An 11,850-nucleotide genomic window follows, 5' to 3' on the forward strand; every position below is an offset into this window, starting at 1 on the left:
TATGTTGTTTATTATTATTTATTATTTTAAATATCTATATGTTTGCTTTTATATCCCGATGCATAAGATGCGTCTATTTATTAGTTATTTGTTTGTATGCATCGTAATTCATTGGTAAATAATATTTTTTGAACGACTGGTTGTCCGTAATTAATTGAAGGTAATGATTTTTTTGTTTCTTAAATAAAGAAGTTGGCATTCGTGGTGTTGTCCGTTTTCGGACAACGGGCAAAGAATAATTGAACCTTTCCTCCATGACGCCGCATAATCGTTCCTGCGAAACATAAAATGTTTTCTATGCATTGATAATTGATGGATCAACTATATTACGTCCCTGAGGAGGGATGACAAATGCACACTTGGAAAAAGAAACTTGTAGTCTCACAATTAGCATTAGCCTGCACTTTGGCAATCACTTCTCAGGCGAATGCTTCCACTGATATCTCTGGCACTCCTTATACTACTTTCACGCATTATAACGACGCATCTTATACTGATGGCGTTTACTATGATGGATATGTCGGTTGGAATAATTACGACACTGATAGTATTTATAACGGTGATATTTATCCGGTAATCAATAACGCTACTGTCAACGGCGTTATTTCGACTTATTACCTGGATGATGGAGTTTATGCTGACAGCAATAACAATAGCCTGACGATTAAAAATAGTACTATTCACGGCATGGTGACATCCGAGTGTATGACCACGGATTGTGCTAACCGTACGGGCACCGACTATTACTACGATCGTCTGGCGATGAACGTCATTAATTCAACTATCGATGACAACTACGAACATTATACCTACAACGGTACGTATAATGACGCCGCTGATACGCATGTTGTCGATGTTTATAATCTGGGCACGGCTATTACTCTGGATCAGGAAGTTGATCTGTCTATCTCCAATAACTCTCACGTTGCGGGTATTACGCTGACTCAGGGTTACGAGTGGGAAGATATTGACGATAATACCGTTAGTACTGGTGTAAACAGCAGCGAAGTATTTAATAATAATATTGCTGTCAGTGATTCTACTGTGACCTCAGGTTCATGGTCTGATGAAGGCACTTCTGGCTGGTTTGGTAATACCAGCAATGCAAGCGATTACAGCGGTTCTTATACTGCTGATGATGTTGCATTGGCTGTTATTGCGCATCCAGATGCCGACAACGCGATGCAGACTACTGCCACCTTTAACAATTCCACGCTGATGGGCGACGTGGTGTTCTCCAGCAACTTCGATGAGAACTTCTTCCCGAACGGCGCTGATACTTACCGTGATACTGATGCCGATCTGGATACCAATGGTTGGGACGGTACTGACCGTCTGGATCTGACCCTGAACAACGGCAGCAAGTGGGTTGGCGCAGCGATGTCCGTACATCAGGTTGATGTTGATGGCGATGGTGTTTACGACAGCTATACTGCGGGTACAGAAGCTACCGCTACGCTGATTGATATTGCAGCCAATAGCCTGTGGCCTGATTCAACCTACGGTATTGACAGCGATACGAGTTCTTATAATGAAAATGGTCATGTGGTTGGCAACGCCGTCTACCAGAGCGGTCTGTTCAACGTCACGCTGAACGGCGCTTCACAGTGGGATACCACCAAAACTTCTCTGATTGATACCCTGAGCATCAACAGTGGTTCCGTCGTGAATGTAGGCGATTCTGATCTGATTTCTGACTCTATCGCGCTGACCGGTGCTTCTGCCCTGAACATCAACGAGGATGGTCATGTTGCGACCGATACCCTGTCTATTGACAACAGTACCGTCACAATTGCGGATGATGTTGCTGCTGGCTGGGGCGTAGGTGATGCTGCGCTGTATGCAAATACTATCAACGTAACCAACAATGGTGTTCTGGATGTGGGTAACAGCACAGGTGATGCACTGCAGGTTGATACGCTGAATCTGACCAGCTACACCGACGCTTACAACCATGTTAATGCGGGTGTTTTCGACATCAACAGTACCAACTATGTGTTGAATGCCGACCTGACCAACGACCGTACTAACGACAAAACTCAGGCTAACTATGGTTACGGCGTGATCGCAATGAACTCTGATGGTCACTTGACTATCAATGGTAACGGCGATTCCGACACCTCCTACGATCAGTCTGAAGTTGATAACTATGGTGACCACGTTGCAGCTGCAACTGGTAACTATAAAGTACGTATCGATAACGCGACCGGTACTGGTTCTATTGCTGATTACAAAGGCAAAGAACTGGTTTATGTTAACGACACCAACAGCACTGCGACCTTCTCTGCAGCTAACAAAGCGGATCTGGGTGCTTACACCTATCAGGCGCAGCAGCAGGGTAACACCGTTGTTCTGCAGCAGATGGAGCTGACCGACTACGCGAACATGGCGCTGAGCATTCCGTCTGCTAACACCAATATCTGGAACCTGGAACAAGACACCGTTGGAACTCGTCTGACTAACGCTTGTCATGGTCTGGCAGATAATGGTGGTGCATGGGTAAGCTACTTCGGCGGCAGCTTCGACGCGGATAACGGCAGTATTAACTACGATCAGGATGTCAGCGGCATCATGGTCGGTGTTGATTCCAAAATCGATGGCAACAACGCTAAGTGGATTGTCGGTGCTGCGGCAGGCTTTGCGAAAGGTGATATGAGCGACCGTACTGGTCAGGTGGATCAAGACAGCCAGACGGCCTACATCTACTCTTCTGCTCGCTTTGACAACAACATCTTTGTTGACGGTAACTTAAGCTACTCCCACTTCAACAACGATCTGTCTGCTAACATGAGCAACGGTCAGTATGTTGATGGCAGCACCTCTGCTGATGCCTGGGGCTTTGGCCTGAAACTGGGTTACGACCTGAAACTGGGTGATGCCGGTTACGTGACGCCTTACGGTAGTGTATCCGGTCTGTTCCAGTCTGGTGATGACTATAAGCTGAGCAACGACATGAAAGTTGACGGTCAGTCTTATGACAGCATGCGTTATGAACTGGGTGTAGATGCAGGTTATACCTTCGCCTACAGCGAAGATCAGGCGCTGACCCCGTACTTCAAACTGGCCTATGTTTACGATGACTCTAACAACGATTCTAACGTAAACGGAGACTCTATCGACAATGGCGTAGAAGGTTCTGCGGTACGTGTGGGACTGGGTACTCAGTTCAGCTTCACCAAGAACTTCAGTGCTTACACCGATGCTAACTACCTCGGTGGCGGTGATGTTGATCAAGACTGGGCTGCAAACGTTGGTGTTAAATATACCTGGTAAGAATTTTCTCGCTGAGAAGTATAAGGTAATTTAATTCAGAATAATGCCCGTCACGGATTTGACGGGCATTTGTTGCAAGGAATGCACAAATGTTCTCGACGAATAAACCTCTTTTGGAATTTGGTAAGCTTGATAAATGTTTGTCAAAATACGGACAACATTTCAAATATGATAACGAAAAGCAAATTATATATTCCAGTGATATAAATAGTGACGATACCTTTATTATATTAAGCGGCGTAATTTCCCTGCGACGAGGAGAAAATGTGCTGGTTGGCATCGCGCAGGCTCCGTTTATTATGGGGCTTTCGGATGGCGTGATGAAAACAGATGTACCTTACAGATTAATAACCGAAAGTAATTGTACGGGATATCATCTTCCAGCTTCACAAACGATTAATATAATTGAACAATGCCAGGTTTGGCGCGAAGCCTTCTGCTGGTTAGCGTGGCAAAACTGCATGCTTGAAATGCGCGACTTACAGTTAATTGGCAATAACTCCTACGATCAGATCCGCGCGACGCTGATATCCATGACGAAATGGGACGACGAACTGCGTTCGCGTGTCGGTGTCATGAACTATATTCACCAACGCACGCGAATTTCACGCTCAGTTGTTGCTGAAGTTCTCGCGGCTTTGCGTAAAGGTGGTTACATTGAAATGAATAAAGGCAAACTGGTGAACATTAACCGTTTGCCTTTTGAGTATTAAGTCAGGATGCGGGAATAACCTGCGGTTTGTTTCCGCTCAACTCTGCAACCAGATCGTTGATACCGTCGCTCATATTGGTAAAGCGGGTCAGCGGAGAACGTGTTACCACGACAAACGCCCCAACGTTTTGCTGCGGGATCATCGCCATATAGGTGATGAATCCGCCGCCGCCGCCGGTTTTTTGAATAATTCCCGGTCGGCCATTTTTCGGTGCCATATAGACCCAGCCCAAACCAAGTGCATCGGCCTTGCCCGGAACATCCATCCCTATCACTTTGGTCAACTGTGTACGCTGATAAATCAGCGTCTGCATCCGATCGGCCTGTTGGCTACGATGATAAAAATCAGATGAGAGATACTGCTGCATCCAGCGCATCATATCGCCGGGTGTTGAATAGACGCCGCCGCTGCCCATCGCCGCCAGCGTGTTGTTGCAAGGGCTGGCTCCTTTTTCCGCGACCATCAGGCGTCGACATTGATCGGGGGACGGCGTAAAGGTGGTGTCTTTCATCCCCAGCGGACGGGTGATTTTTTCTTCAAACAGCTGCGGATAAGGCTTACCTGAGGCGGTTCCCAGCGCATCGGCCAGTAGATCAAACGCCAGGTTGGAATAAGAAGCCTGCGAGCCCGGTGCGGCTTTTAGCGTGGCGGTTGAGAGATAGCTCCAGCGCTGTTCGCGGGTTGGCCAGACAAACACGGGGCGCTTTGCTGCGCCGCCTGGCTGTTCGCGCGGCAGCGCACTGGTATGCGTCGCCAAATTCACCAGTCTAATCGGTGTGCCCTGATAAGTCGGCACGCGTGCGCCAGGTGGTGCATATTTACTCAACGGATCGTTGAGTTTAACTGTGCCCTGATCGAGTAATTTTACCAGCATTTCGCTGGTCATTAATTTGGTGATGGAGGCAATACGAATTACGGAATCCAGTTGCGGATGGACGTTGTTACCGGGACGCGTTTCGCCAAAGCTGCGAAATACGCGCTGATTGCCATCAATCACCACGAGTGCCATCCCTGTAGCACCACTGCCGTAAAATATATGGTCGGCATAACGATCGACGATATCAGAGGCGAAGACCGGATCGGTTATAGGCTGTGCCGCCTGGACAGATGTCAATGACGCCGCACACAGCGCGGCAGAAAAAAGCAGACTACGTTTCAACGGTGGTGTCCATGAGTTAGAGAAAGTGAAAAAGGATGTCGTGCGTATGCGTATTTATACTACTCATCAGCGTATTGCAAAGCGCTTATCAGCCAATGATAGTGTGAAAAACGTAACGATGAGTAAACGCGATCGTTTTCGGGATTATGCATATTCGCTTTTGTGATCTCACGCTGTGATAATCAGCACAGATTGGAACGTTGTCGAGTGTGAAAACCACAGAAACAATTCTTCATAACTGGGGGGCGAACTAAGTGCCCCGGTTTTGGTCACAATGTGGGTTTCAGCTTGTGTTTTTGGGCGTAAGCCATCTGGCCACGTACTTTCAGAGTGGCAAATGCACAGCAGTCGTCATAACGATAAGAAGTTAGCAGGAGAGCACTATGTTTAAGTCTTTTTTCCCAAAGCCGGGAGCGTTCTTTATTTCGGCATTTATTTGGGCACTGGTCGCTGTTGTATTCTGGCAAGCAGGTGGGGGAGCCTGGGTTGCACGCTTTACCGGCGCGTCGGGAGATGTACCGATTAGCGCGGCCCGATTCTGGTCGTTGGATTACCTGATTTTTTATGCGTATTACATTCTTTGCGTTGGGGTGTTCGCGCTGTTTTGGTTTATCTACAGCCCGCACCGCTGGCAGTACTGGTCGATACTCGGCACATCGCTGATTATTTTCGTGACCTGGTTTCTGGTTGAAGTTGGCGTCGCCGTCAACGCCTGGTATGCGCCATTCTATGATCTGATTCAAACCGCACTCAGCGCGCCGCACAAGGTGAAGATTGAGCAATTCTATCATGAAGTGGGCATCTTTCTCGGCATTGCACTGATTGCCGTAATTATTGGCGTGATGAACAACTTTTTTGTCAGTCACTATGTCTTCCGCTGGCGGACCGCAATGAATGAACACTATATGGCGCACTGGCAGCATCTGCGTCATATCGAAGGCGCTGCGCAGCGTGTGCAGGAAGACACTATGCGTTTTGCCTCCACGCTGGAAAATATGGGAGTCAGCTTTATCAACGCGATTATGACGCTGATCGCCTTTTTGCCCGTGCTGGTCACACTTTCTGCCCATGTTCCTGACCTGCCAATTATTGGGCATGTGCCTTATGGCCTGGTGATTGCCGCGATTGTCTGGTCCCTGATGGGAACTGGCTTACTGGCGGTAGTCGGGATTAAACTTCCAGGGCTGGAGTTTAAAAACCAGCGCGTGGAGGCGGCCTACCGTAAAGAACTGGTATACGGTGAAGATGACGCCAATCGTGCGACACCGCCAACGGTGCGTGAACTGTTTCACGCGGTACGCCAGAACTACTTCCGCCTCTATTTTCACTATATGTACTTCAATATCGCCCGTATTCTGTACCTGCAGGTTGATAACGTTTTCGGTTTGTTCCTGCTGTTTCCGTCGATTGTTGCCGGTACGATTACGCTTGGTTTGATGACGCAAATTACAAACGTGTTTGGTCAGGTGCGCGGCTCGTTCCAGTATTTGATTAACTCCTGGACAACGTTAGTTGAACTGATGTCTATATATAAGCGTCTGCGCAGCTTTGAACGTGAGCTTGATGATCAGGATATTCAGGAAGTTACCCATACCCTTGGTTAATAATGAGGAGATGTTATGTCGACGGTTTCCCGTCTTTACCCCTTGTCCGGTTTGGCCGCTCTGGTGCTGGTGGGATGTAGTAGCCAACCTGCGCAGCCGTTAAAAAAGGGGGAGAAAGCCGTCGATGTGGCGAGCGTGGTGCGCCAGAAAATGCCCGCCAGCGTGAAAGACAGGGACGCGTGGGCACAGGACCTGGCGAAGACGTTTGAAAGCCAGAAGCTGGCGCCGACGGTTGAAAATATCTGTTCGGTGCTGGCGGTGGCTCAGCAGGAGTCTAACTATCAGGCGGACCCTGCTGTTCCAGGACTGAATAAAATCGCCTGGAAAGAGATCGACCGCCGAGCCGAGCGGATGCACATTCCGCTGTTTGTGGTGCATACCGCGCTGAAGATTAACTCGCCAACGGGGAAAAGCTACAGCGAGCGTCTGGATTCGGTGAAGACGGAAAAACAGCTGAGTGCCATCTTTGATGATTTTATTAATATGGTACCGATGGGGCAGACGCTGTTTGGTTCGCTTAATCCGGTGCATACCGGCGGTCCGATGCAGGTCAGTATCGCCTTTGCCGAGCAACATGCTGGCGGTTATCCGTGGAAAATGGCGGGAACCGTGCGTCAGGAAGTGTTCAGCCGTCGCGGCGGGCTGTGGTTTGGTACATATCATCTGCTTAACTACCCGGCGAATTACAGTGCGCCCATCTTCCGCTTCGCCGATTTTAATGCCGGGTGGTATGCCAGCCGCAATGCGGCTTTCCAGAATGCGGTCAGTAAAGCCAGCGGGGTGAAGCTGGCGATGGATGGGGATTTGATTCTCTACGGTAGCAGCGAACCGGGTAAAACCGAGCTGGCAGTGCGTAAACTGGCCGGGAAACTGGATATGAGCGAGAGTGAGATCCGCCGTCAATTGCAAAAAGGTGACAGCCTGGCGTTTGAAGAGACTGCGTTGTACGAGAAGGTCTATAAGCTGGCGGAAGCGAAGACCGGGAAAGCGCTCCCCCGTGAAATGCTGCCAGGCATTCAACTGGAAAGCCCGAAGATCACGCGAAATCTGACTACCGCGTGGTTTGCGAAACGCGTGGACGATCGTCGGGCGAGATGTATGGGTCAGTCGTCGTTATGATGACGACGGCGCCAGTGCACGAATGCCGCGATAGCACCCAGAATCAGGCTTCCGGTGATGAAAGGGACCAGCCCAAAAAGGGTACCGACACCCAAACCGATTTCAACTCGCGGTCGCCCTGTCTCTTGCATTTGTAACTGCATTAGTTGTTCATAGATGCCGGGAGCGTGGGCCAACAGATTTAAAATCTGCGCGCCCGCCCAAAAGCAAAACAGCACAAATACGGCATACGCAATGTTGCCGGGCAGGGAGGAGGTGTCCCGATGCTTGCCCTTAAAAAGGGATTTTGAGAGCGTAAAATCAGCCATAAAGACCTCCGGAAATAACCTGCTTTTTTGACGTAATGCCTGGAACTCACCGTGAGTCTGACAGGTGATCGGCAATGTCAATATCAGAATGATGGTAATTTCAGGTAGAGATTATTCCTGGATTTCGGTTTTTTGCTTTCCGTCACAATTGAGTAACCTTAAGTGAAATTAAGTTACATTTCAGAATTTCCGTACAGGCCACAGACGTCCATGAGGAAATGTGCGAGGATGCGCTTCCATGTTGTATTTCTACCGGAGCTGTTATGAACCTGCCTGTAAAAATCCGCCGAGACTGGCACTACTATGCCTTCGCAATCGGGCTTATCTTTATTCTGAACGGCGTGGTGGGCTTGCTCGGTTTTGAAGCGCAGGGGTGGCAAACCTATGCGGTGGGGCTGGTTACCTGGGTGATTAGCTTTTGGCTGGCCGGATTAATTATTCGTCGCCGGGTGGAAGATGAAGATGAAACAAAGGATGCCCAATAGAGATCGGGCATCCTGACGGGTTTACATACTGGTTTTCAGCGCGCTATCTGCCACATGGCGTTCCAGCGCCAGCTCGATCAGGCGAGTGATCAAATCGGTATAGCCTAAACCGCTCGCCTGCCACAGTTTTGGATACATGCTGATGTTGGTAAAGCCCGGCAGTGTGTTGATCTCGTTGATCACAACCTCGTTCTCTGCGGTTAAGAAAACGTCCACGCGGGCCATGCCGGCACAGCCCAACGTCTGATAAGCCTGAATTGCAATGTTTCGGATCTTATCGTTAATTTCCGGTGCGATTGCTGCCGGAACAACCACTTTGGCACCGTTGTCGTCAATATATTTGGTGTCGTAAGCGTAAAAATCACTGTTCAGCACGATCTCGCCACAGGTACTGGCCTGCGGATGATCGTTACCCAGCACCGCGCATTCGATCTCGCGGCCTTTGATCCCTTGTTCGACGACGACTTTATGATCGAATTCAAATGCCAGTCCGACGGCCTGGTCGTATTGTGCTTCGCTGGTCACTTTACTGACGCCAACGGACGATCCCTGGTTGGCCGGTTTTACAAACAGCGGCAGACCCAGGCGAGACTCAACCTCGGCAAAGCTGATGCTGTTGCGATTGGCGCGAGTCAGCGTAATAAACGGGGCGATGTTTAATCCGGCATCGCGCAGCAGACGTTTGGTCACGTCTTTATCCATACAGGCCGCAGAACCTAATACATCAGATCCGACGAATGGTAGATTCGCCACGCGCAGCATCCCCTGCAAAGAGCCATCTTCACCCAGCGTGCCGTGTACAATTGGGAAAATAACATCGACCGTAGGCAGTGGCTGACCGTTTTGCGCATCGATCAACTGATGTTCTTGTTTACCCGGTACCTGAGCAAGGCTGGTCGCGGAGGGACGCAGCGCTATATGCGCCGGATCGTTTGAATTGAGCAGATAATTACTGGCATCGCTGACGTGCCATTGCCCTTGTTTATCAATACCTAACAGCACAACGTCAAAGCGAGTCTTGTCGATGGCATCGACAATATTTTTTGCCGATTGCAATGACACTTCATGTTCCGCTGATTTACCACCAAATACGATTCCTACCCGCAACTTTGCCATCTTAAAAACCCATTCCATGAATGCAAAGCACATACATTACCACGACAAAACGTAGGTTTCCTCGGCTTCTGGCAGATTGTTTTAGTGGATAACCGGGGAAGTGATAGGCGTAAACGCGCAGATCGACCGTGAAGCATAATTCCCTGTTTAAATTATGGGTTTGGTGTGAGGTGTATCACAAATATGATGAGCGGGGAGATAAAATCCTAAACTGTGATTTATCGCACCTGTGAACCCTTATTTGGCTAAGTAATTTGTTAAGCTGCTCGCAGTTTTCAGCTATTTATCGTTATGAGTCCTTATGGAATCCTGGAGAGTTAACCTTATTTCCGTGTGGTTCGGTTGCTTTTTTACCGGACTGGCGATTAGCCAAATCCTGCCTTTTTTACCGCTCTATATCTCCCAACTGGGAGTGACCTCGCATGAAGCGCTCTCAATGTGGTCCGGCTTAACGTTCAGCGTCACCTTCCTGATTTCAGCCATTGTCTCTCCGATGTGGGGCAGTTTAGCGGACCGTAAAGGACGTAAGCTGATGTTGCTGCGTGCTTCTCTGGGGATGGCGATTGCGATTTTACTGCAGGCCTTTGCCACCAACGTCTGGCAGCTTTTTCTTCTGCGTGGGGTGATGGGGTTAACTTCTGGCTATATTCCCAATGCGATGGCGCTGGTGGCCTCACAGGTACCGCGCGAACGCAGCGGATGGGCACTGAGTACACTTTCGACGGCGCAAATTAGCGGCGTCATTGGCGGGCCGCTGATGGGGGGCTTTATTGCCGATCATGTTGGTTTACGGGCAGTATTCTGTATTACAGCAGCCTTGCTGGTGGTGAGTTTCCTGGTCACGCTGTTCTTAATCAAAGAGGGCGTGCGCCCGACTATCAAAAAAAGCGAACGTCTGAGCGGTAAGGCCGTCTTTGCCTCACTGCCTTACCCGGCGCTGGTGATTAGCCTGTTTTTTACTACTATGGTTATCCAACTGTGTAACGGCTCAATTGGACCGATTCTGGCGCTGTTTATTAAATCGATGGTGCCAGACAGTTCGAATATTGCCTTTCTCAGCGGGTTGATTGCTTCGGTGCCGGGCGTCTCGGCCCTGATTTCAGCGCCCCGGCTAGGTAAGTTAGGCGACCGTATTGGGACCGAACGGATTTTAATGGCGACGTTAATCTTCGCGGTAGTGTTGTTTTTCGCCATGTCATGGGTCACCACGCCATTGCAGTTGGGAATCTTACGTTTTCTGCTCGGATTTGCCGACGGCGCAATGTTGCCCGCAGTGCAGACACTGCTGGTGAAATACTCCAGCGACCAAATAACCGGGCGAATTTTTGGTTATAACCAGTCATTTATGTACCTCGGTAACGTGGCCGGGCCATTAATGGGAGCAACGGTATCAGCAATGGCGGGCTTTCGCTGGGTGTTTATTGCCACGGCGAGCATTGTGCTTATCAATATCTGGCAACTGGCTATCGCGCTGCGACGTCGACGTAGCGTACGCTGAAGTTCTGATTAACAACGCTGCTCGTCAGCGTTGTTAATCCATAATTGTGCATTATATATCTATGTTATTATTAATTCCCATACCCTTTTATATGCAATGATTCTACTTTACTACGCCCCTCCTTATTTTGTGTTGTGATTGTTTTCGCAAAATGTTTTATTTTTTATAAAAATACAACTTTCATCCTCTAGGCAGTGGTGAGTCTTAATGATAACGTGGCTCATATTTGGTTAAGGGAATACGCAAATGAAAAATCTCATCACTGAGTTGTTACTTAAGCTCGCCCAAAAAGAAGAAGAGTCGCAAGAGCTGGCGACGCAGGTTGAAACGCTCGAGCAGGTAATCATCGAAATGCTGCGTAATATGACGTGGAACGATCGGCAAATTTTTATTCGCCAGATAGAGGATGCTGTGGCTGGGGTAGACCGTATGCCTGCATTTCTGACCAGCATTCATAACGCAGGCGAGAGTGTGCCAAAAGCGTTTTGAGTCATCTGTGGCGCGTCGTCCACGAATTATCATAAAAGTGTCACATCAAATACTTATAGTCGCTTTGTTTTAATTTTACTGTATTT

The 11,850-nt window shown here is 48.9% G+C and carries 10 protein-coding genes; 7 read left to right on the forward strand and 3 right to left on the reverse strand.

The window, feature by feature from the left end; genetic code table 11:
• The first annotated feature begins 351 nt into the window (after window positions 1-351).
• Together ehaB and iprA are read left to right on the forward strand one after the other, a co-directional pair.
• On the forward strand, window positions 352-3,273 hold the full coding sequence (gene ehaB / locus On2M_RS09290; RefSeq protein WP_210904704.1) for an autotransporter outer membrane beta-barrel domain-containing protein: 2,922 nt from the start codon (window positions 352-354) through the stop codon (window positions 3,271-3,273).
• 89 nt (window positions 3,274-3,362) lie between these two features.
• Window positions 3,363-3,986 (forward strand): hydrogen peroxide resistance inhibitor IprA, encoded by a 624-nt coding sequence (iprA, locus tag On2M_RS09295; protein WP_151218582.1) that lies wholly within the window; start codon window positions 3,363-3,365, stop codon window positions 3,984-3,986.
• 1 nt (window position 3,987) lies between these two features.
• On the opposite strand, the gene ampH is transcribed toward iprA, so the two are convergent.
• Entirely contained in the window at window positions 3,988-5,145 is a 1,158-nt protein-coding gene (gene ampH / locus On2M_RS09300; protein ID WP_151218583.1) for a D-alanyl-D-alanine-carboxypeptidase/endopeptidase AmpH, read from the reverse strand.
• Between the two features lie 383 nt (window positions 5,146-5,528).
• On the opposite strand from ampH, the gene sbmA reads away from it, so the two are divergent.
• Together sbmA and On2M_RS09310 are read left to right on the forward strand one after the other, a co-directional pair.
• Window positions 5,529-6,749 carry a peptide antibiotic transporter SbmA gene (gene sbmA / locus On2M_RS09305; protein WP_187252938.1) on the forward strand — a complete coding sequence of 407 codons (1,221 nt, stop codon included), beginning with the start codon at window positions 5,529-5,531 and terminating at the stop codon, window positions 6,747-6,749.
• A 15-nt stretch (window positions 6,750-6,764) separates the two neighbouring features.
• Complete coding sequence (locus On2M_RS09310) at window positions 6,765-7,868, forward strand: DUF1615 domain-containing protein (RefSeq protein ID WP_151218584.1); 1,104 nt, start codon at window positions 6,765-6,767, stop codon at window positions 7,866-7,868.
• Here On2M_RS09310 and On2M_RS09315 read toward each other — a convergent pair.
• A complete protein-coding gene (locus tag On2M_RS09315) occupies window positions 7,853-8,176 on the reverse strand; it encodes a DUF2755 family protein (RefSeq protein WP_151218585.1) in 324 nt (107 codons plus the stop codon). The two genes, On2M_RS09310 and On2M_RS09315, sit on opposite strands and share 16 nt — an antisense overlap.
• Before the next feature lie 263 nt (window positions 8,177-8,439).
• On the opposite strand from On2M_RS09315, the gene On2M_RS09320 reads away from it, so the two are divergent.
• The gene (locus On2M_RS09320) at window positions 8,440-8,661 is read left to right on the forward strand and encodes a DUF2754 domain-containing protein (RefSeq protein WP_151218586.1); all 222 of its coding nucleotides are present in this window, start codon (window positions 8,440-8,442) and stop codon (window positions 8,659-8,661) included.
• Between the two features lie 21 nt (window positions 8,662-8,682).
• Here On2M_RS09320 and ddlA read toward each other — a convergent pair whose 3' ends face one another.
• Window positions 8,683-9,777 (reverse strand): D-alanine--D-alanine ligase, encoded by a 1,095-nt coding sequence (ddlA, locus tag On2M_RS09325; RefSeq protein ID WP_210904705.1) that lies wholly within the window; start codon window positions 9,775-9,777, stop codon window positions 8,683-8,685.
• Between the two features lie 301 nt (window positions 9,778-10,078).
• Between ddlA and On2M_RS09330 the strand changes: the two genes are divergently transcribed.
• Both On2M_RS09330 and On2M_RS09335 read left to right on the forward strand, forming a co-directional pair.
• Window positions 10,079-11,275, forward strand: a complete 1,197-nt coding sequence (locus tag On2M_RS09330; RefSeq protein ID WP_151218588.1) for a multidrug efflux MFS transporter — start codon at window positions 10,079-10,081, stop codon at window positions 11,273-11,275.
• A gap of 246 nt (window positions 11,276-11,521) precedes the next feature.
• Window positions 11,522-11,764, forward strand: coding sequence for a sigma-S stabilization anti-adapter protein IraP (locus tag On2M_RS09335; RefSeq protein ID WP_210904706.1), 243 nt, complete (start codon window positions 11,522-11,524; stop codon window positions 11,762-11,764).
• Window positions 11,765-11,850: the final 86 nt, after the last annotated feature.

Origin of the sequence: Citrobacter sp. On2M (assembly GCF_018035235.1) — a bacterium.
In the GTDB taxonomy this organism is placed as follows: domain Bacteria; phylum Pseudomonadota; class Gammaproteobacteria; order Enterobacterales; family Enterobacteriaceae; genus Citrobacter; species Citrobacter meridianamericanus.

Bases quoted from the DNA above. Each gene is read 5' to 3' on its own strand.
- On2M_RS09310 (WP_151218584.1), top strand. From the start codon at position 6,765: ATGTCGACGGTTTCCCGTCTTTACCCCTTGTCCGGTTTGGCCGCTCTG.
- ehaB (WP_210904704.1), top strand. From the start codon at position 352: ATGCACACTTGGAAAAAGAAACTTGTAGTCTCACAATTAGCATTAGCC.
- sbmA (WP_187252938.1), top strand. From the start codon at position 5,529: ATGTTTAAGTCTTTTTTCCCAAAGCCGGGAGCGTTCTTTATTTCGGCA.
- ddlA (WP_210904705.1), bottom strand. From the start codon at position 9,777: ATGGCAAAGTTGCGGGTAGGAATCGTATTTGGTGGTAAATCAGCGGAA.
- On2M_RS09335 (WP_210904706.1), top strand. From the start codon at position 11,522: ATGAAAAATCTCATCACTGAGTTGTTACTTAAGCTCGCCCAAAAAGAA.
- On2M_RS09315 (WP_151218585.1), bottom strand. From the start codon at position 8,176: ATGGCTGATTTTACGCTCTCAAAATCCCTTTTTAAGGGCAAGCATCGG.
- iprA (WP_151218582.1), top strand. From the start codon at position 3,363: ATGTTCTCGACGAATAAACCTCTTTTGGAATTTGGTAAGCTTGATAAA.
- On2M_RS09320 (WP_151218586.1), top strand. From the start codon at position 8,440: ATGAACCTGCCTGTAAAAATCCGCCGAGACTGGCACTACTATGCCTTC.
- On2M_RS09330 (WP_151218588.1), top strand. From the start codon at position 10,079: ATGGAATCCTGGAGAGTTAACCTTATTTCCGTGTGGTTCGGTTGCTTT.